This is a genomic window from Phormidesmis priestleyi ULC007, from assembly GCF_001895925.1.
In the GTDB taxonomy this organism is placed as follows: Bacteria; Cyanobacteriota; Cyanobacteriia; order Leptolyngbyales; family Leptolyngbyaceae; genus Phormidesmis_A; species Phormidesmis_A priestleyi_A.
Map to the genome: position 1 here is coordinate 178,178 of NZ_MPPI01000004.1, position 18,867 is coordinate 197,044.

Below are 18,867 nucleotides of genomic sequence, written 5' to 3' on the forward strand. Positions count from 1 at the left end.
GCCCGCAGGAGAGGTCCTCTCAATCGATCTCCGGTTCCCTCTCCTTGGGGAGAGGGCTAGGGTGAGGGTTGCATTCCCAAACATTTGAGAGAAGTTGCATATCGCATTATTCATACATACTTTTTGATAGTTGATCCTTTCATTTTTACCCCAACTCATGTCTTTTATACCGATCGCTCAAGCCGACACTTTGCACGATATCCGATTAGTGGCAACCGACATGGACGGGACGCTGACGATCGCTGAAAAATTTACACCTAATCTCCTAAAAGCCTTTGAAACTCTGACCACAAGCGGCATTCAAATTGTGATCATAACGGGACGATCAGCAGGTTGGGTGAATGGTTTGGCGCATTACTTGCCTGTGGTGGGCGCGATCGCAGAAAATGGCGGTTTGTTTTACCTGGGTGAATCAGAAATTTTGCTGACTCCGATCGCTGATCTCAACCAACATCGGCACAAGTTAGCCGACTCGTTTGAGCGTTTAAAGACTGAGTTTCCTCAAATTCGAGAATCGAGCGATAATCGTTTTCGGTTGACCGATTGGACGTTTGATGTTGAGGGATTGAGCTTAGAAGCGTTAGACACGATCGCGCAACTCTGCCAATCTTGGGGCTGGAGTTTCACCTACAGCACGGTGCAGTGTCACATTAAGCCCCTTCAGCAGAATAAAGCAGCCGGGTTGTTGAAAGTTCTAACCGATTATTTTCCCCACTACTCGTCTGAACAAATTCTCACGGTAGGCGACAGTCCAAATGATGAGAGTTTGTTTGATGCTCGTTTATTTCCAAACTCGATCGGGGTTGCAAATAGCTTGAATTATGCCGATCGGCTTTTACACAAACCCACTTATGTCACGACGGCATCAGAAGGAGAGGGATTTTGTGAATTGGTTAACGCGATCGTCCACAATGAATGACATTCCTGAAATACTTTCTCCGTTGCCTTCTGTGACGTTCTAAAATAGCACTCTGGATTAACAATAAACTAGCCGATTCGTCAGTGAGAACAGAGAATGCCGGACAATCTTAAAAGCCAAGTTGTAACGCAGGGAGTGCAGCGATCGCCCAACCGTGCCATGCTTCGCGCCGTTGGGTTTGGAGACAGTGACTTCACCAAACCGATCGTCGGAGTCGCTAACGGATACAGCACGATTACGCCCTGCAACATGGGCATCGACCTACTGGCAAAACGCGCCGAAGCAGGGATTCGGGCAGCAGGCGCAATGCCGCAAATGTTTGGCACGATTACGATCAGTGACGGCATTTCGATGGGCACCGAGGGCATGAAATATTCCCTGGTGTCGCGCGAGGTGATTGCTGACTCGATCGAGACTGCTTGCATGGGTCAAAGCATGGATGGCGTGATCGCGATCGGCGGCTGCGATAAAAATCTGCCCGGAGCCTTGATTGCAATGGCTCGGATCAATATTCCGGCGATTTTTGTCTATGGTGGCACGATCAAGCCCGGACATTTGGACGGCAAAGATCTCACCGTGATTAGCTCATTTGAGGCGGTGGGCGAATATAGCGCCGGAAAAATTAGCGAAGATCAATTATTAGCGGTCGAGCGCAAAGCCTGTCCGGGTGCGGGTTCTTGTGGGGGGATGTACACAGCGAATACGATGTCTTCCGCGATCGAGGCGATGGGCATGAGCTTGATGTATTCCTCGACGATGGCGGCTGAAGATGCTGAAAAAGCAGACAGCGCTGAAAAATCGGCGGCAGTCTTGGTCGAGGCGATTCGCAACCAGATTTTGCCGCGTCATATCATCACGCGCAAGTCGATCGAGAACGCGATCGCCGTAATCATGGCGGTGGGCGGTTCGACTAACGCGGTGCTGCACTTTTTGGCGATCGCGCACACGGCGGGGGTTGAGTTGACGATCGATGACTTTGAAACGATTCGTGCCCGCGTCCCGGTTCTGTGCGATCTCAAACCTTCTGGTCGCTATGTGGCAACCGATTTGCACAAAGCAGGCGGCATTCCTCAAGTGATGAAAATGCTGTTAGTGCATGGTTTGATCCATGAAGACGCGCTCACCATCACCGGACAGACCATTGCAGAATTGCTGAAAGACATTCCCGATCAGCCACGCCTCGACCAGGATGTGATTCGCCCGTGGGACAACCCGATGTATGCTCAAGGACACTTAGCGATTCTTAAGGGCAATCTGGCAACTGAAGGAGCCGTCGCCAAAATTACGGGCATCAAAAAAGCGCAAATTACCGGATCTGCACGAGTCTTTGAATCTGAAGAAGCCTGTCTAGATGCAATTTTGGCGAAGAAAGTTAGCGCTGGCGATGTGCTAGTGATCCGCTATGAAGGCCCCAAAGGCGGACCCGGAATGAGAGAAATGTTGGCTCCGACTTCGGCAATCATTGGCGCAGGGTTGGGCGATTCAGTCGGGTTAATCACCGATGGGCGCTTTTCGGGCGGCACTTATGGCATGGTCGTCGGTCATGTTGCGCCAGAGGCATATGTCGGCGGCACGATCGCGCTAGTGCAAGAAGGCGACTCGATCACGATCGATGCTCCAGCCCGTCTTTTGCAACTCAATGTCTCTGATGACGAATTAGACCGTCGTCGCGCCGCTTGGAAACCTCCCGCACCTCGATACACGAGAGGCGTTCTTGCCAAATATGCCAAGCTAGTGTCCTCTAGTAGTTTTGGGGCAGTCACCGACAAAGAACTGTAGTTTCTTCAAGGTTCACATTAAAAAAGCGATCGTTCCTGAAGCAGCGATCGCTTTTTTAATTCCATTATTTTTTACAGAAAAGTTACCCGTCTGGGTACTGCCTACCTGAGTGTCAGCTTTTTAAGATAGCAGCATCAAGACGAGAAAAGCCTAATGTTCCGTCTTTGATGGGGGATTCCTTTCCCGTTCACTGCTTACCTCTTAGGAAACTAAAATGGACTCTATCAAATTACAAGCTGCGATCGAATTATCTGGTGCCTCGTGGCAAGCAGGCGAAACCAGCATGACGCGGTTGTCTGATGACCAAAAAAGACTGCGCCTCGGTTACGTTTCTGGACCCAATGAACCGACCTTTGAAGAACAAGAACAGATTGCCAAAATTAATCAAGAAGTCTTCAAATCGGCACGGTTCAAAGGCGAAATTACTGCCTATCCCGCCAGCTTCGATCTGCGGACAGGCGGCTTTGTCACGCCAGTTAAAGATCAAGGGGGCTGTGGTTCCTGTGTATCGTTTGGGACGGTGGCCACGATCGAAGCAACGATGCGCCGCATTCGCAACAATCCTGCACTCGCGATCGACCTGTCGGAAGCCCAGCTATTCTACTGCTATGCTCGCAGTCAAAGTCGCAACTGTGGCAACGGTTGGTGGGTTGCCCCAGCGATGGATTCTGCCAAAACTGGGTTAGCACTCGAAGCGTCTTATCCTTACACCGCAGGCGATCAAAATTGCAGTAATCTTGCTACCAATTGGCAAAGCAGCGCTGTCAAGATCAGCGGTTGGCACGAAATTAAATCGACCGCCGACATGAAAGATTGGCTGGCAAACCGAGGCGCGTTGGCAGCTTGCTTCACGGTCTACAACGATTTCTATTCCTATGCAAACGGCATCTATCGGCATGTTGCGGGTGATGTTGTCGGTGGGCATTGTGTGTCGATCGTCGGCTACAACGACACCGAAGGCTATTGGATCGCCAAAAATAGCTGGAGTGCCAACTGGGGCGAAAGCGGCTTTTTCCGCATCGCTTACGGTCAGTGTGGCATCGACTCTAGTATGTTTGCTGTGGATGGCATCGTCGAAACAGGCTGGCTGTCAAACGTGAAGATTCTCGGACTGTGGACGAACAACGCCGATCGCAATGCCTACGTCTATGTCAGCGAAGGCATCGGCTGGAGAAGACTCTCCGATGCCAGCGATCAAGCAAACCTCGACATGCTGATTCAGCTTGGAGCGTCCAAGGCAGCAGATCATGCCGTCAGTCTCTACCAAGAGAATGGCGTGATTAAAGAAGTTTATGCCTGGTAGAGAAGAGATGAAGGATGAGATTGGTCTCATCTGCACTCGCAATTCGTACAACGCTTTTTTTAGACGTTAAGGAACGATTAGATCATGACTGATTCTGCTGATCAATTGGGTGCGCCCAATCAAGTGTGCCTGCCTTGCCAAACGATCGCACAACCCTTTCCCCCTACTGCTGAGGTCACAAAAATGGAAGACTACCCGACTCAAGAACCGCCTACTCAAGCTAAGAAACAAGCTGGAGTGCGCGAAGAACGACCGACGTTTGAGCCACCTGTTGCAGGGGCGATCGCGCAAGGCAACACGGCTTGGCAATCTGATAAGAAAGTCGTTGGACTGTGGATGAATAGCGCTACTCGCAACGCTTATATGTATGTTGATCAGGTTGGCTGGCGTAAATTTGCTGACAATTCTGATTCGGCGATCGTAGCCTTCAACGTGATCGCAGCCCATGCAAAAGCGTTAGGTAAGCCAGTTCAATATTATGAAGAAGCAGACAACAAGGTTTCTACGCTTTATGTCTGGTAGCGTTTTCGATTTTGACTAAACCTATACTGTAGAAATGTTGACTGGAACATCTCTACAGTATTTTAGTCTTTAAGCTTATCTAGACCTTAAGCATTTATAAAGGGCTTTTTTATGTTTCCAGTTCTATTGATTTCAGCATTCAATTTAGCGACACCACAGACATATCTTCTGCCTCGATCGTCCCGTCCAGTTTGGTCATTTTCCCGTCCTTTCAATCATCTTAGTAACATGTCGCAGCATACACTCTCCCTTGCCGATTCTGGTAAAACGATCGCCCTGAAGCGAGGCGATACGATCACGATCCAACTAGCCGAAAATCCGACGACGGGCTATCGCTGGTCTGAGCCGAGCTTAGAGAACGATAGCGTGAGCCTGCAACGATCGCAGTTTGTCGGCCCGCAGAGCAACGCACCTGGGGCAGGCGGACAGCGCCTTCTAACCTTGAAAGCAGAGAAACTAGGAAAAACCACCCTCAGCCTCAAACATTGGCGTGACTGGGAAGGCGATCGGTCAGTCATTGAGCGCTTTACCCTGACGCTTCAGGTGGCTGATTAGGGTTGAAATTCCTTGACGCTGAGGGCTACGGCGTTATGGATTGACCGTCACTTTATTACAACCTATGAACCCGATCGAAGTTGATCCCCGAATTCCTAAATAATGGTCTTAGACCTTTAGAACGATCGTGACCCATGCTCAAAACCGTTGCGGATGTGATGACACGTGACCCCATCACGGTGCGTCCCGAAACCTCCATCACAGAAGTAATTCAAGCCCTCGCAGAGCGTAAGATCAGTGGGTTGCCCGTAGTCGATGAGACGGGTAAACTAATTGGCGTAATTTCTGAAACCGATCTGATGTGGCAAGAAACCGGAGTCACGCCTCCCGCTTATATCATGATTCTCGACAGTGTGATTTATCTCGAAAATCCGACTCGCTATCAGAAAGATCTGCACAAAGCCTTGGGGCAAACCGTGGGTGAAGTCATGTCTCGCGATCCGATCTCCACCACTGCCGACAAGTCCTTACCGGATGCCGCTAGAGTGATGCACGATCGCAACATTCGCCGCTTACCCGTCTTAGACAGCGCGGGGCAGGTGGTAGGCATTCTCACCCGTGGCGATATCGTGCGGGCGATGGCGGCAGGGCAATAGATCCAGCACTTAAGACTCTTATTTTTGATTTAACGATGACTACTACTCCTGATTCGGTTAAAGCTGCTCTTGAATCCGCAGATTTTGGTGAGCGACTGCGGGCAATTAATCACTTGCGTCAACTTGATCCGGCGATCGCGTTTGAGTTAATTAAAGCGCCCGTGGTAGACAGCAATGTGCGGGTGCGCTATGCGGCGGTGAGTCAACTCTCATCCCTAGGGCGGCAAGACCTAGAAGCGTCACTAAAGATATTGAGAGCCGGGTTGCTTGACCCCGAACCCGACGTGCAGGCAGCCGCAGCAGACTCGATCGGCGCTTTAAAACTCACCGAAGCGTTTGACGATCTAGAAGCGCTCTATCGGCGCACTCCTGAGTGGTTGGTCAGCTTTAGCATTGTTGCCACACTGGGTGAGTTGGGCAATCTGCGGGCGTTTGAGTTATTAGAAGAAGCCTTAGCATCAGATAACGACTTACTGAAAACGGCAGCAATTGGGTCTCTCGGAGAACTAGGAGACGTTCGCGCAGTCGATCTGATCATTCCTTATGCCACTAACCCAGATTGGCAGATTCGATATCGAGTGGTGCAAGCATTGGGCGCATTAAACACTCCAGAAGCCCGATCGATGCTAGAAACTCTAGCAACCGATGACACAGAACAAGTTGCCCAACAAGCAAAAAACTGTTTAGAGGCAATTAAATAAGTAGGCGCACCCTTACCCATACTGCTAGACGGATAAAGCAGCAAGTTGAATCGCTGCCTGTGCTTGTTTGAGTCTTGACCAGACTTTTGTTCTCAGACTGTCTTTGTCAGGGTGGCGATCGCGACCTTCAGTTTGAGTTGAGTCAGACAGGCACTCAACTAATCTGTGCAGAAGGAAACCTGTTGGTCGTTCATCAAAATGATGTGATCTAGTCGAATCACGGTGCCGTCTTCCAGTTTCACGTAGTCGGCGTAATTGGCGGCATACACGTCGGCAATTCGTCCTTCAATCTCATCAGTGACATTTGCCTCAGTACGGTAGGTTATCCGACAAGTCTGGCGTAGCGTAGCAATCGCTTCTAGCTCATCGTGAAAGTCACAGCTAACGGGCGTGTAGGCATCCATCGTTTTACCTGCTGGTGAAGTGGTTGTTGAAAGCAGACTAGTTTCAATTTAGCGTGAGTTCGACGAGTTTTTTCGCTTCGTTCTCAACGGCTTCTGCCCCCTAAATCCCCCAAAATTGGGGGACTTTGAACCGAAAATTTTGGGGATTTAAGGGGTTTCCCGAATTCATAATTGCAGCGAACCACGTTTGTCGAACTCACGTCAATTTAGCATCTCGATCGTTAACTCGGATCTTGCACCCGTCTCAACTACTTCCCGCTCGCCCGCCCTGAGTTAAAATTCGGGCTAATCGCCAAAGTTCTCTGAAGAGAACCGAGCCAAAATTTCAACCCATTTCAATGGGTTTGAGCGATGAGCCAGGAACTTGAGTTCTGGGCGGTTGTTGCGAGAGGTGCAAGATCTAAGTTGTCCTACATCTCGATCGCTTGAGTTGCAAGTTTAATGATGCCCCTACGTCCGTTTGTCGTACAACATAGTAATACTCCTCTAGTCAATTATTTCTCTCAGAGTAGCGTTTTACTAGGGTTTGTGCAGCCGCATAGTGTTGTTGCGCTAAACTCGCAGGTGCCAAAATCTGAACATGTTCCATATAGCGACAAAGCCAGAAACCAAACTCTTGGAGAGAACGGCTAGGCAGCTTAATCTGGTAGTCTACATATTCAGGTTCGTCCGTTTCAGGGTTAATCGCACCCAATAATATCTTTTGATGGGGATGACGGTAGTTGCCTTCGACAATAAAGCGACTCACAGGGGGATAAAATCTCACTTTGACCAGATCAAATGTCAATTGCTCTGTTAACTCAGCTTTCTGCTCTGTTGGGTTTCCTAAAAATAATCCCCACCCATTTTTAAGCAGGCGATGGGCGAGGGTCAAACTTTGTCGTTGGAGATCACTTCCTCTCCCTTCACTTCTCAAGATTTTGCAGTAATTCTTGAGGCGATTCATGCGATAGATGACAAGATGTCCGTCCTCCAATCTCTCGCCCAACAAATACCAAGCAACATCATGATAAATCAGTTGGAGGGGGTAGATCTGAAGGGTAGCGTAGTCCTGACGACCATAGGGATTGAGATACTGCACCAGTTCGATCGCTTGCCCCTGACAAATTGCAGGTTCTAGAACCTCCAGTTGGTGAAATAAGGTATCTTGGTTTGCGCCTCGTCGGATCATTTCATCGGGATCTGTTGCCACGATCGCGCGATTGAGATGCTCTCGCACTGGGTAAAACAAATTGCCATCGAGTTCCAGATCTAATCCTCGCAAACGACGCTTTAACTGCACTTGCGCCTGACGAGCTTGTGGATCGCCTTGGTATTTTGCCAGTGAAGCTAAAGCATTGAGGGCAAGACGCAGTTCACTTTGGGTTAAGCCACCTGTTCCCAAGTAGTAGCCCGATCGATAACGTCTCTGGCTCAGAATGCCATACCGTCGTAAGGTCACTAAATCTTTGCGAAGGGTTGGAATCGAGTAATGAGGTAGTTGGATGCCCTGGGTCTGGGCGATCATTTGCATTGCAGCTTGCACCAACTCTAAAGCCGCTTCAACTGTAGTGTCAGTTTCTAGCGGATCGCGATCGCCGATACCCGGATGCTGGACGAAGGTGGCGATCAGCAATAGGAGCCGATCGAGGGCGGCACGATCGCGATAAGGATGCAGATCAATTGATTCAGGCATGATTTGTCAAGCAATTAGCAATATTCATTAGAAATACCCGATCTCTTCAAAAAGCTTACATGGTAGATATTTCAGCTTTATATAAAAACAGATGAATTATTGTTAGTTGCTAGGAGCAAATGGGCAAGCTTGGCTACAGTGAGAAGAAATCTGCCGCCTTACCTAACGAGATTGACCTGCATGACGATCTACACCGCCATCAGTTTTGCCCCAGTTCAAGGTTTTATTGAGAAGTCTCGTAAACTGCGAGACTTGTTTGGCGCATCGCTAATTCTTTCCTACTTGAGTCAGCAGATCGCTGAAGCTGCGAAAAATTCACCGGATTGCGAGGTGATTTCACCTGCATCGATTAACGTGCAGGAAGGAATGCCAAACCGCATTTTGGTACGAGGCACGATCGATCGCAACCAGGTCAGTAATGCAATATCACAATCTTGGAAAGAGGTTCTGAGAGTTTGTCAAATTTGGTTAGAAGAAAATCTCGACTTTGCACCAGAAGAGTTTCACTGGGCGCAGGAGTGGGAAAAATGGCATCGCTATACCTGGGAGGTTTTTTGGGGGCAAGGTGAAACCTCTGATGCCGCCATGCTCGATTTAGAGCGCCGTAAACTCAAACGTGACTGGGTAGGCATTAACTGGACGGGCGATAGTTCTAGCTTAACTGGAACAGATGCGATCGCATGGCATCGTCTCGGACAGCAGAATTCTGAACCAGGACGCAGCCTCACTCATACCGAGAAACAGCAACTAGACACTTTCTATCGGCAGTTAGCTTGGGTGTTAGACAATCCCGATCGCAATCGTGCAGAAGATACTCCTTCAAAGGATGAAATTGAAGGTCGATACATTGCCGTAAATGAGCGTCTTAGCATTCCAGAACTTGTGAAGCGGCTTGTTACCTATCATGTAATAGCTAAACAAATTGGCATGACTCCCCTAGGAGAAAGCTTCACCGAAATCAGCCAAAAACGAGAGCAATGGACGGGCTGGTTTATGGGAGATGGTGACAAAGTTGGCGATAAGCTCAAAAGCATTCCTGACGATGAAGGACAAAAAGCATTTAGCGGAGCCATGCGGGATTGGGGGAGAACCTTCAAACACACATTTTCTAAAGAACTTGGACGAGTAATCTACGCTGGAGGAGATGACTTTCTGGGTATCCTCTACAGTTCTGAACTCGGTGCAAAAGAACTGTTCAGCGAAGCTCTAAAATGGCTGAATCAGTTTAAGCAACAATGGCAAACTCATCGCCAAGATATTACCGTCAGCGTTGGATTAGTTTGGGCTGCAAACCGAGTTCCGCAGCGAGATATTCTTCAGCACTGTCGTGAGGCGGAGAAACTAGCAAAAACCAAAGGGCGCGATCGCGTCACAATACGAGTCGTGTTCAACAGTGGGCAATTTGTGCAATGGACGTGTCCCTGGGATTACCTGAACATTTTGATGAAGTATCGAGATCGCGACGGTGGCAAAAACTGGGCCCATCTTTACAACGACTGGGCACACCTAAAATCGCGTCATGCGATTCGATCTCGTGAGGTGAATAAAAACAAAATTGAGCCAGATTTGGCATTAGCAATGCTCGACCTCTACTTCGATGGGCTGGGGCAAGAAATTCAAAAAAATCGACAATGGACGGCGATCGCAGGAGGCAACAGCGCTAGTGCGATCGTGCAGTGGGTCGAGGATTTAGTACAGGTGGGATGGCAGTTATGTTCAAATACCTAATCATTGTTTCGCCCTTGGGCTTTCTCTATGGCAGTGCAGGCGCTTTTTTGTCACCTGAGAATTTAGTCGGTCGCTCTGGCTCAAAATTTCCACCCGATGCCTCAACGCTGGCAGGACTTTTCCTTTAGTGCCAACAAGCACCATGAAATTGCTCCCCACGACACGCTTAAGCATGAACTATTTGTTTCTGGCGCTTTTTGGGCAAAGCAAAATGATCCAGAAGCTTTCTACGTTCCGATACCCCGCCATCGAATTATTGGAGAAGACAAAGACGACGAATGGAAGCTCAATCCCCAACGCAAATGGGAGCGTGATTCAGAAAAATTGGATCTAGAAGTGGAATACCGATGGCAACGCATTGATGCGTGGCAACGAAACGCTTCAAAGATTCGTAAGAACAAGGAAATGAGCAATGTGCCTTGGGAGCCTGTTTCATTCTTACATCCACACATGAAACAAAATGAACGGCACGTTTTGGAGAAGGATGGACTATTTCTAGAAAACGCTGTGCAAATGGATGAGGATTGTTGCTTAGTCTATCTGTCTACTTACCCCTTGCCAGATGGCTGGTATCGCTTTGGCGGGGAAGGACACATGGTTGAAATTTGTTCTAAGGAGATTACCCCAGACAGCACAATTCACCAACTACTCAGCACCAAAATTCAGAAAGCTTGTGCCCTGATCACACCTGGAGCTTGGGGGTCTAATCATCTTTCTTACCGCTATCCAAAACATTCTGAATTTCCCAAAACAGGAATGAAGATGTTAACAGATAAGCCGATTCCTTATCGTTACCGCACTGGTCATCGATCGACGGAACGGGGCAGGTTAGGGCGTGGTCGCTATGCAGTGCCAGCGGGGACAGTCTACGTCTTCAAACAGGCTTTAGAAAAAACCTGGTGGGACTTTCCAGAAGCGTGGTTTCCGAAGGAAGGTTTTCCACTCAAGCATTTAGGCTGTGGGCTATGTCTCCCAGTTGAAATTGATGGTGTTATATAGGGAAAATGGTCATGTATCAACGAGCTTACGGTATTATCGAAACCCTGGCACCGCTTCATGTTGGAGCAACGGCAGGAGAAGAAAATGGCAACCTCAATCTGGTCTTTCGAGATCAGTTTACTCAAACCGGGATTGTTCCTGGTAGCTCGATTCGAGGACGGTTTCGATCGGAGATGCGACGCGATCAGGCAGGCAGTGAGAACCACTGGTACGGTGCATCCGCAGACACAGTTGAGTCAGATTCAACAACAGAATCAGTGATTAAGTTTGAGTATGCGTCATTGCTGTGGTTGCCCGTCTTTTGTCCGGGTCAGCCTGTCGTATGGGTCAGTTGTCCAAAGCTACTGAAGCGCTATCAGCGCATCGTGGGTGACGAACTTAAGAACGCTAAGATACCTAAAGAATACACAGGTTCATCAACGCTAAAAACACTTGATGTAGAGCGCAAAAAGAAGCTCTTCTTCAACTTTGGATTTTTGGAACTTAAGCAAACAGAGAGTCTGAAAATTTGGTTTCCCGATGGTGAGGAACTGCCTGCGGTGATCGTGGCTGACAATGAGATTGGGATGATCCACGATATGGCGCTTTATCGTCAAAGTCGAGTGCGTCTGAAGGATAACGAGAAACGGGTAGATGGGGGTGGATTTTTCAACACCGAAGCACTGCCCGAAGGAACGGTGATGGTTTTCCCGATCGCTATTCGAGCCACTGAACCGCAGCAATCTTGGATGCCCTTTGGTGAAGGAAATCAAAGCGGTGAAATTTACTTGGGTGGGCTAGAGTCGATCGGGTTTGGTAATTGTCAGATTACGCTCAAGGGCGAAGGAGTAGCCGCATGACTTGGAAGCTATACGAAATCGATCGCACTGCCCACGATTTGGTGCTGAAGTTCCGCGATCAAGATGTTTTGGGTGAAAGCCACAAGATGCGCGCTACTACTGTTTATGGACTAGAACGGTTTTGGGGAGAACATTTGCGACTCGACCAGAAGGAGCAAGATCAACACAAGGCAGCGTTCTGGAAGGCAACGTGGGATGAACTTTGCCAGATCATGAAGCAAGCAGGAATCACCATTCCGAATGACAAAGTTAACACTAAAGACACTAACTCGATCAAAGCCATGTCAGCAAAGCTGTGGGCTTTTGATATTGAGCAGCGCAAGATTGCTTTGGCAATTTTAATCGAGCTTTGCAATAGCTTAGTTTGGTGGACACAGCGATACAAAAAGCCAAGCAATGGAAGGTAATGCAACATGCCAGATCATGATTATGTTCCATTGATGTTTCAGGCGCAGGTGGGGGGACGATCGCAGATTCAGCGGTTGATTCCGCACCAGAAAGAGGATCAACAAGCCTACGACTGGGCGAAGCAATGGCAAGAAGCCTGTGACCATAAAACGGTTCCGCAGTTTGAGGCGCATGTCAAAACTCGCGAGTGTCGATTCACTTGGCGGATGGTGACAAATAGCGGTCAAGATGCCGGAGTGATTCGTCCGGTGATTGGCGATCGAGGCTGGGCTTACTTTCCTGGCTCTAGCATGAAGGGCGCATTTTTGAGAGCTTGCAAGCAGCTTTGTCCTGCTGATGAGGTGTTGCAATTTTGCGGTGGCAAAGGCAAAGATGGAGAACTTCATCCGGGAGTGTTGCGCTTTCATGGCGGCTATCCTAAGAATGCTGAGTGGCTGAATGATTCGCTAGTTGATATAGTGCATCCTCAAGAAGATTTTCAGACCAAAGATCAAAGTAGCCACAGCCCTAATATTTTGATTTCACTGCATCAACCAACCTTTGTATTTGGGATTTCTAGCACAGAACCGTTGATTAATGATCAATGGGAAACGGTCTGGAAAGTCTGGCAGGCAGCACTAGAACGAGGACTCGGTTCGCGGGTAAGTGCGGGCTATGGGCAAATTTCAACCCACAGTGGCAACAAGCTGATAGGCTTTGCGCTATCGGGTGAAGGGCAAGCTTCTAAACTGATCAATGGGCAGGGCGAGTTTCGATCGAACATTTTCAAGGCAGCACTGCGGGGGCACACGCGACGCTTGTTTAATGGCATCACCGACGAGAAGACGGTTGACACAATTACGAAGCGGTTGTGGGGTGGAATTGGCAAAGGAGAAGAGGCGACGGTCGGCTTACTAGGCATTGCTTTTAGTGCGCCGGATCTGGAGCTAGATGAATGGCGATCGCCTGTGAATCGAAATAACGTGGCTCCTGTGTATGAGACGGGGGATGCAGTGCTAGATGTTTTGTTGATGAAGTCTGACCTCACGCCAGAACAGCGAGACGAGTTAAGACTATTCACGATCCGGTTGATGAAGTTTGCCATGCTGCTAGGAGGATTTGGGAAATCTTGGCGACGCGCAGATCATCGCAAATTCTTTCCAGACTACCAGCGGCAGATGATTGGTTGCCACTGGCAGTTTACGAAGCGTTCCTATCCCTTATACATTCCATTTGGTGATAACCTTGCACCGATCGCCAAATTTCTAGACACCTTTCACGTAAAGGGGAAAGAGTTTTTTGAGTTACAGAACATTGCTAATCGAAGCAATCCAACTTCTGGAATTCGGGAAGCTTGGCGCAAAGATAATGTGCAAGTCTGGGGACGATTGGCTGAAGATGAAGAAGACCATCTTGCGATCGATTGGCTGCACCAGGACTATAAGAAAGGATTCTCGATCAAGCAATCTGAGTTAACTGGACAAATGAGCCAGGTGGGTCGAATGTGGCATCGAATGTATCCCCGGTTTCGCAGAGTTACGACTAGTGAAGGCAAAGATGTCTGGAAACCGACTGATCAGTATGCTGAACTGCTGACGATTTTTCCAAACGTCACAAGGAATGAGCAAGAGAAACAAAAGGCACAAGATTTTCTAAAATTCTTGGCTCAAGAGACTGACTTCAAACAGCTTTGGTAGAGAAATCAAACATGAATATTTGGCTAGTAACAACGGGCAGTAGTGATGTGCAGCTTACTACGAATGAACACTGGAATGATTGGTGGCAGGATATTAAAAAGTCGCTTCACAGATTGCCTTTTGAGCCAGCTAGATCGATCGATGATGAGGGTGAACCCTATCGATTACCTGCCAGGGTGCTTGGCATTGCCTATGACAGATTACCTGATGAAGTTCGTCCTTATCTGGACTTTCCGCTATTGAAAGGCTTTACACAGAAGCTGAAAGATCAGGGAACTGCGATCGACCTCATCATTATCTTGATGAGCAATCAGGAAAATATCTTTCCTGAAGCAGAACGCGAGACAAATCGCTGTCCTTATTGGCAGGATACTTGTCAGCTTTGTCCCATTTTGGAAGGCTATTTTCAGAAGCATTTTCCAGAGGCAAAGCTGACACCGCTGATGCTGGAGCCAGATTCTTTAGAGCCGGGTTTAGACGATTGGGATGCAGTTTTGGGTTTAGTGCGGCGAAAAATTGGCAGTTTAGACATTGAGCCGGAAACGGTTTATGTGAGCCATCAGGCGGGGACTCCTGCGATTTCTTCGGCGGTGCAATTTGCGAGTTTGGCAAAGTTTGGCGATCGCGTTCAGTTTCTGGTCAGCAGTGAGTATGTCCCTAAGATAACCCGCATGATCGCGAGTTCTAAATACCTCAGCGCAATTCGCTTGCAGGAAGCAAAGGCGTTGCTCGATCGCCCTGATTACCCAGGTATACAAATATTGCTTAAGTCCTACTTAAAAGATGATGACACGCGAGTTTTATTGAGTTCCGCTATCCAATGGAATTCTGCCGAGTTTGAGAAATTTAGCGATCAATTTAGAAATGACAATCTGCTCGAAAAGTATCCTGAATTAGTTAAAGATATTCAAGAACGTACAAAAGAAGAAAACTGGTGGTGGATTGCTTATGAGGAAGCATATCTGGCTTTAACACGTCAAAATCAGGACAATATCGTTGAGGCTTTTTTCCATAGTTTTCGTGCCTTTGAAGGAATTTTTTCAGCTTGGGTTAACTATGAGTTTGGTGGCAATAACCACATTGAGATTAAAAAAGGAATGTCTTACCTGAAGTGTTCAGTATTGTCAGATCCTAAAGGTTATTTTTCTAAAGCTAAGTTTAAGCAAAATGGTGATCCAAATGACGATTTAGCAAAATTGAAATGCAAAATTGAGAAAGATAATGGGGTCGAGCTAGATCTAGCTACTATTTGCAAACTATTTCGATCATGTAGGAGCGAGTATAAACAAGAGTGTGGAGAATTGAAAATATTTTGGGACTCAGATAAAGAAAATAATGTTTGTGAAAAAAGAAATTTTATTATGCATCAGATTCAAGGAATCTCTAAAGAGAAGTTATGGGAATTCTGGGGAGTTTCGACTTCAGAAGAGTGGCAAGGTAGACTTTTAAAGTTTTTGAACTTCATCGCAAAAACAGATTTGTCTAAAGAATTTAAATCTTTAGAAGATGCCAGCTTAATGGCGCAGGTGCATCAGAAATTGAAAAGCGCGATCGCCCACCTTTAACCCTGACCCCAACATTGCAATGGCAAGTATCATCCTTTCCTTCGTCGGGCAACAAGACCCCTTCGCTAAAACAGAAACCGAAGGGTCGATCGTCACGTTAGTTCGCCATCTGGTTGCTACGCAGCATACCCTTAAAAGGGTATTTCTGTTGCACACAGACAGCACCCAGCAAAATGCGATCGATACCTGCCAATGGCTCGTGTCTGAAGTCCCGACCTTGACTCAAGACACCATTGCGGTGCTGCCTGTCTCCGAAGCCTTCTCTGACGACCCGGTTAATCCATTCCTAGCAACCCAGGAGGCACGCAAGGCTGTGCAGCAAGCGAGGGCGTATCAAACCCCAGAAGATCTTCTGGAATTTAATGCCTCTTCCGGTACACCAGCGATGAAAACAGCCTGGAGCGTTTTACAGGCATTGGGCTATGCGTCTCGCAGCCATGTGTGGCAGGTTCGTAATCCCAAAGAAATGCGCTCTGGACAAACCCATGTCTTTTACTCGGATGTGAATAGTCTCAAGGATGAACTGGATCTCAAAGTTGTCAAACAGCAAATCCAGGATTACAACTATAGCGGGGCATTGGTTACACTTCAGACGAGTAATCTCACTAGACCTATTGCGGAATCATTATTGAAGTACGGGCATTGCCGATCGGTTTTTGATTTTAATCGTGCTTCTCAATCCATTCAGTCAATTAATTTAGCAATTGATGAGCAGTGGTCTAAAGAAATTGATGCCTTGCGGCAACGGAGTTATGCTGCCCTGGCTAGAGAATGTTATTTGAATGCTCAAACAAAGCTAAAAAATCGGGAGTATGCAGAATTTTTGGTATTACTGTCCTCGTTCCAGGAAACTTCTCTGAGGGCACTGATTGCAACCAAAACTTCAGTGGATTTAAGAACGGGTAAGGAGCGCAAACTAGAAGCAGTATGGAATGATCTTCAAACCGTGGAGAATGGTTCTCTAATGCAGCATTTGCGGTACTGTCGGATGCCGAACGGAGAATTGTTAAAATTATCTGGTTTTGTGAATGTTCCCATTATGATGGCGATTCTGGAACATTACCCTGAGCTAGCGACATTGCTACCTGTGTTACGGGAACTCAAAAAATACGTAGACGATCGCAATGACTTGGTACACCGTCTAGAGGGCGTTTCTGAGATTCAAGATCTGGACAAGTTGCAGAAGCTTTTGAAAACGATTCTGCAAGCAATCATCACCTTACCTGCCCAAAATCCTTTCGATCGCCTGAACCAACAGATTTGCGGCTTACTCGATCGCACCCTATAACCCAATTGGAAGAATTGCCCAACTCTAACCGCAATTACGATCGCAACCCATGAATTACAAAATTAATCGCACAATCAACAAAAACTAGTAGGACAGAGAATTTACAGAAGAATTTTGTACTAAACGCTAAAAGTTCCGCAAAAACCGCTCCTGAAACTGCCGCCTCTCTCTTGTGGATCGGAATAACACAGGAGGAATTTATGGAATCGCTCTACATCTCTCAACAGGGTTGTCACGTATCGCTGCGGCAAGATTGCATATTGGTGAAGCAGGGCAAGACTCTTTTGCAAGAGGCACAGTTGCCCATGCTCGAACAAATTCTGGTCTTTGGTCAGTCGCAGTTGACCACGCAGTTAATTCGATCGTGCCTATTTCGCAACATTCCGATCGCTTATCTGTCTCGGATGGGTCGCTGCTATGGGCGAGTGTTGCCTGTGACCAGCGGCTATCGATCGCTGGCACGACAGCAATATGCGCTATCGGCAACGACGAGACTCGCGATCGCACGACTGATTGTGGGTGCAAAGTTAAAGAATAGTCGCGTGATTTTGCAACGACAGCACAGGCGGCAAGCAAGTGCAGAATTGTTAGGCGCGATCACACAGCTAGCGCAATTAGCACAGCAGGTGACTCAAGCCACGTCGATCGAGCAGTTGATGGGTTATGAAGGGGCAGGGGCAGCCAGCTATTTTGGGGTGTTTGGAGCATGTGTTGAGCAGTCGGATTTTAAGTGGGCCGGGCGATCGAAGCGTCCACCGGGCGACCCAATGAATGCGATGCTGAGTTTTGGCTATCAGGTGTTGTGGAATCATTTACTGAGTTTGATTGAGTTGCAGGGGTTAGATCCCTATGAGGCGTGTTTGCATCAGGGCAGTGAGCGACACCCAGCGTTGGCATCGGATCTCATTGAGGTGTTTCGAGCGCCAATCGTAGACTCGCTGGTGTTGTATCTGGTGAATCGGCGGATGGTGAATGCGGTGGACGATTTTGAGTTTCCGGCTACGGGCGGGTGCTATTTGAATGAGTCGGGGCGCAAAAAGCTGTTGACGGCATTGATTATGCGGATGGAGGAACAGGTGCAGGTCGCGCCAGGAGTGATGGCTCCTCGGTGGGAGCTTTTGAATCGGCAGGTGAAGCGCTTTCGGCAGGCTGTGATTCAGGTGTCGTCGGAGTATGAGTCTTATCAGATTCGGTAGGGTCGGCATTCTGGCACAGCCCTTTCGGGATTATTTCGCGTGTCGTCGGAGTATGAGTCTTATCAGATTCGGTAGGGGGTAAGAGGTTGCTGTATCTTGTGGCGTATGATATTTCTTGCCAAAAGCGCCGAACTAAAGTGGCAAATGTGTTGTGTGCTTATGGACAGAGGGTGCAATATAGTGTGTTTGAGTGTGTGCTGTCTCCGCTTGAGTTTCGGGAGTTAAAGGTGCGGTTGGGGAAGGTGGTGAAGTTGCCTGAAGACAGTTTGCGGATGTATCCGATGTCGGGGCATACGGTGAGGCAGGTTGAGGTTTGGGGTGGGTTGCCGTTGACGGAGCGTCAGGGATCGATCGTGGTCTAGGGGTCGAGGCTGAGGACGATCGGGTGAGTGTCTAATGTTTTGGTTTTGAGCTTCGATCTCAAACAGTGAAAGGCTTTTGGCGGTTTTAAGGAGGTAAGATTTGCTAGATTTGTCCCAGTTATGGCTGAGGTTCGCAATTGAAAGCTGGACTCTTTGCGGGAGTTGGCTTTAAAGTAAGAGAGTCCCCACTCGCTGGGGAAATCAGTTGAATGGAAACCTGACTCATCTTGACCAGCTTGATCTCTAAGAATTCCAAGTCCCCACTCGCTGGGGAAATCAGTTGAATGGAAACCCCTAAATCAGCGATACCAACTGAGCGTGAACTGCGATCGTGTCCCCACTCGCTGGGGAA

The 18,867-nt window shown here is 48.1% G+C and carries 19 protein-coding genes and 1 CRISPR repeat array (1 of these 20 running past the window's edge); of the genes, 17 read left to right on the forward strand and 2 right to left on the reverse strand.

Annotated elements, in window-relative coordinates:
* The first annotated feature begins 157 nt into the window (after window positions 1-157).
* The 7 genes from BRW63_RS05760 (at window position 158) to nblB (ending at window position 6,375) form a co-directional block, all read left to right on the forward strand.
* Window positions 158-919: an HAD-IIB family hydrolase gene (locus tag BRW63_RS05760; protein ID WP_073069955.1), complete on the forward strand. Its 762-nt coding sequence runs from the start codon at window positions 158-160 to the stop codon at window positions 917-919.
* Between the two features lie 96 nt (window positions 920-1,015).
* On the forward strand, window positions 1,016-2,698 hold the full coding sequence (ilvD, locus tag BRW63_RS05765; protein ID WP_073069956.1) for a dihydroxy-acid dehydratase: 1,683 nt from the start codon (window positions 1,016-1,018) through the stop codon (window positions 2,696-2,698).
* A gap of 214 nt (window positions 2,699-2,912) precedes the next feature.
* Window positions 2,913-4,001: a C1 family peptidase gene (locus BRW63_RS05770; protein WP_073069957.1), complete on the forward strand. Its 1,089-nt coding sequence runs from the start codon at window positions 2,913-2,915 to the stop codon at window positions 3,999-4,001.
* An 84-nt stretch (window positions 4,002-4,085) separates the two neighbouring features.
* The gene (locus BRW63_RS05775) at window positions 4,086-4,523 is read left to right on the forward strand and encodes a hypothetical protein (RefSeq protein ID WP_073069958.1); all 438 of its coding nucleotides are present in this window, start codon (window positions 4,086-4,088) and stop codon (window positions 4,521-4,523) included.
* A 228-nt stretch (window positions 4,524-4,751) separates the two neighbouring features.
* Entirely contained in the window at window positions 4,752-5,078 is a 327-nt protein-coding gene (locus tag BRW63_RS05780; RefSeq protein ID WP_073069959.1) for a protease inhibitor I42 family protein, read from the forward strand.
* A gap of 134 nt (window positions 5,079-5,212) precedes the next feature.
* A complete protein-coding gene (locus tag BRW63_RS05785; protein ID WP_073069960.1) occupies window positions 5,213-5,674 on the forward strand; it encodes a CBS domain-containing protein in 462 nt (153 codons plus the stop codon).
* A 35-nt stretch (window positions 5,675-5,709) separates the two neighbouring features.
* The gene (gene nblB / locus BRW63_RS05790; protein ID WP_073069961.1) at window positions 5,710-6,375 is read left to right on the forward strand and encodes a phycobilisome degradation protein NblB; all 666 of its coding nucleotides are present in this window, start codon (window positions 5,710-5,712) and stop codon (window positions 6,373-6,375) included.
* A 158-nt stretch (window positions 6,376-6,533) separates the two neighbouring features.
* On the opposite strand, the gene BRW63_RS05795 is transcribed toward nblB, so the two are convergent.
* Together BRW63_RS05795 and BRW63_RS05800 are read right to left on the reverse strand one after the other, a co-directional pair.
* Window positions 6,534-6,779 (reverse strand): hypothetical protein, encoded by a 246-nt coding sequence (locus BRW63_RS05795; RefSeq protein ID WP_073069962.1) that lies wholly within the window; start codon window positions 6,777-6,779, stop codon window positions 6,534-6,536.
* 490 nt (window positions 6,780-7,269) lie between these two features.
* Window positions 7,270-8,454 (reverse strand): helix-turn-helix transcriptional regulator, encoded by a 1,185-nt coding sequence (locus BRW63_RS05800; protein ID WP_073069963.1) that lies wholly within the window; start codon window positions 8,452-8,454, stop codon window positions 7,270-7,272.
* Between the two features lie 180 nt (window positions 8,455-8,634).
* Here BRW63_RS05800 and BRW63_RS05805 point away from each other — a divergent pair, with 180 nt between their 5' ends.
* From BRW63_RS05805 to cas2, 10 genes are all read left to right on the forward strand, one after another.
* Window positions 8,635-10,182, forward strand: coding sequence for a Cas10/Cmr2 second palm domain-containing protein (locus tag BRW63_RS05805; protein ID WP_073069964.1), 1,548 nt, complete (start codon window positions 8,635-8,637; stop codon window positions 10,180-10,182).
* Window positions 10,167-10,310 (forward strand): hypothetical protein, encoded by a 144-nt coding sequence (locus tag BRW63_RS28775; protein ID WP_223257299.1) that lies wholly within the window; start codon window positions 10,167-10,169, stop codon window positions 10,308-10,310. The genes BRW63_RS05805 and BRW63_RS28775 overlap by 16 nt, the downstream gene beginning before the upstream one ends.
* A complete protein-coding gene (locus BRW63_RS05810; protein WP_223257300.1) occupies window positions 10,279-11,181 on the forward strand; it encodes a type III-B CRISPR module-associated protein Cmr3 in 903 nt (300 codons plus the stop codon). Before BRW63_RS28775 ends, BRW63_RS05810 begins: the two co-directional genes overlap by 32 nt.
* A gap of 11 nt (window positions 11,182-11,192) precedes the next feature.
* Window positions 11,193-12,020 (forward strand): type III-B CRISPR module RAMP protein Cmr4, encoded by an 828-nt coding sequence (gene cmr4 / locus BRW63_RS05815; protein WP_073069965.1) that lies wholly within the window; start codon window positions 11,193-11,195, stop codon window positions 12,018-12,020.
* Window positions 12,017-12,427 (forward strand): hypothetical protein, encoded by a 411-nt coding sequence (locus BRW63_RS05820; protein ID WP_073069966.1) that lies wholly within the window; start codon window positions 12,017-12,019, stop codon window positions 12,425-12,427. The genes cmr4 and BRW63_RS05820 overlap by 4 nt, the downstream gene beginning before the upstream one ends.
* Before the next feature lie 6 nt (window positions 12,428-12,433).
* Window positions 12,434-14,104, forward strand: a complete 1,671-nt coding sequence (locus tag BRW63_RS05825; RefSeq protein WP_073069967.1) for a hypothetical protein — start codon at window positions 12,434-12,436, stop codon at window positions 14,102-14,104.
* Between the two features lie 11 nt (window positions 14,105-14,115).
* Window positions 14,116-15,669, forward strand: coding sequence for a hypothetical protein (locus tag BRW63_RS05830; RefSeq protein WP_073069968.1), 1,554 nt, complete (start codon window positions 14,116-14,118; stop codon window positions 15,667-15,669).
* Between the two features lie 19 nt (window positions 15,670-15,688).
* Entirely contained in the window at window positions 15,689-16,957 is a 1,269-nt protein-coding gene (locus BRW63_RS05835; protein ID WP_073069969.1) for a hypothetical protein, read from the forward strand.
* Window positions 16,958-17,157: 200 nt separating this feature from the next.
* Entirely contained in the window at window positions 17,158-18,153 is a 996-nt protein-coding gene (gene cas1, locus BRW63_RS05840) for a CRISPR-associated endonuclease Cas1 (protein ID WP_073069970.1), read from the forward strand.
* Window positions 18,154-18,251: 98 nt separating this feature from the next.
* Window positions 18,252-18,515, forward strand: coding sequence for a CRISPR-associated endonuclease Cas2 (gene cas2 / locus BRW63_RS05845; RefSeq protein WP_244913167.1), 264 nt, complete (start codon window positions 18,252-18,254; stop codon window positions 18,513-18,515).
* Between the two features lie 181 nt (window positions 18,516-18,696).
* Window positions 18,697-18,867: direct repeats of the CRISPR family, unit length 36 nt; unit sequence GTCCCCACTCGCTGGGGAAATCAGTTGAATGGAAAC (it continues 4,034 nt past the right edge of the window).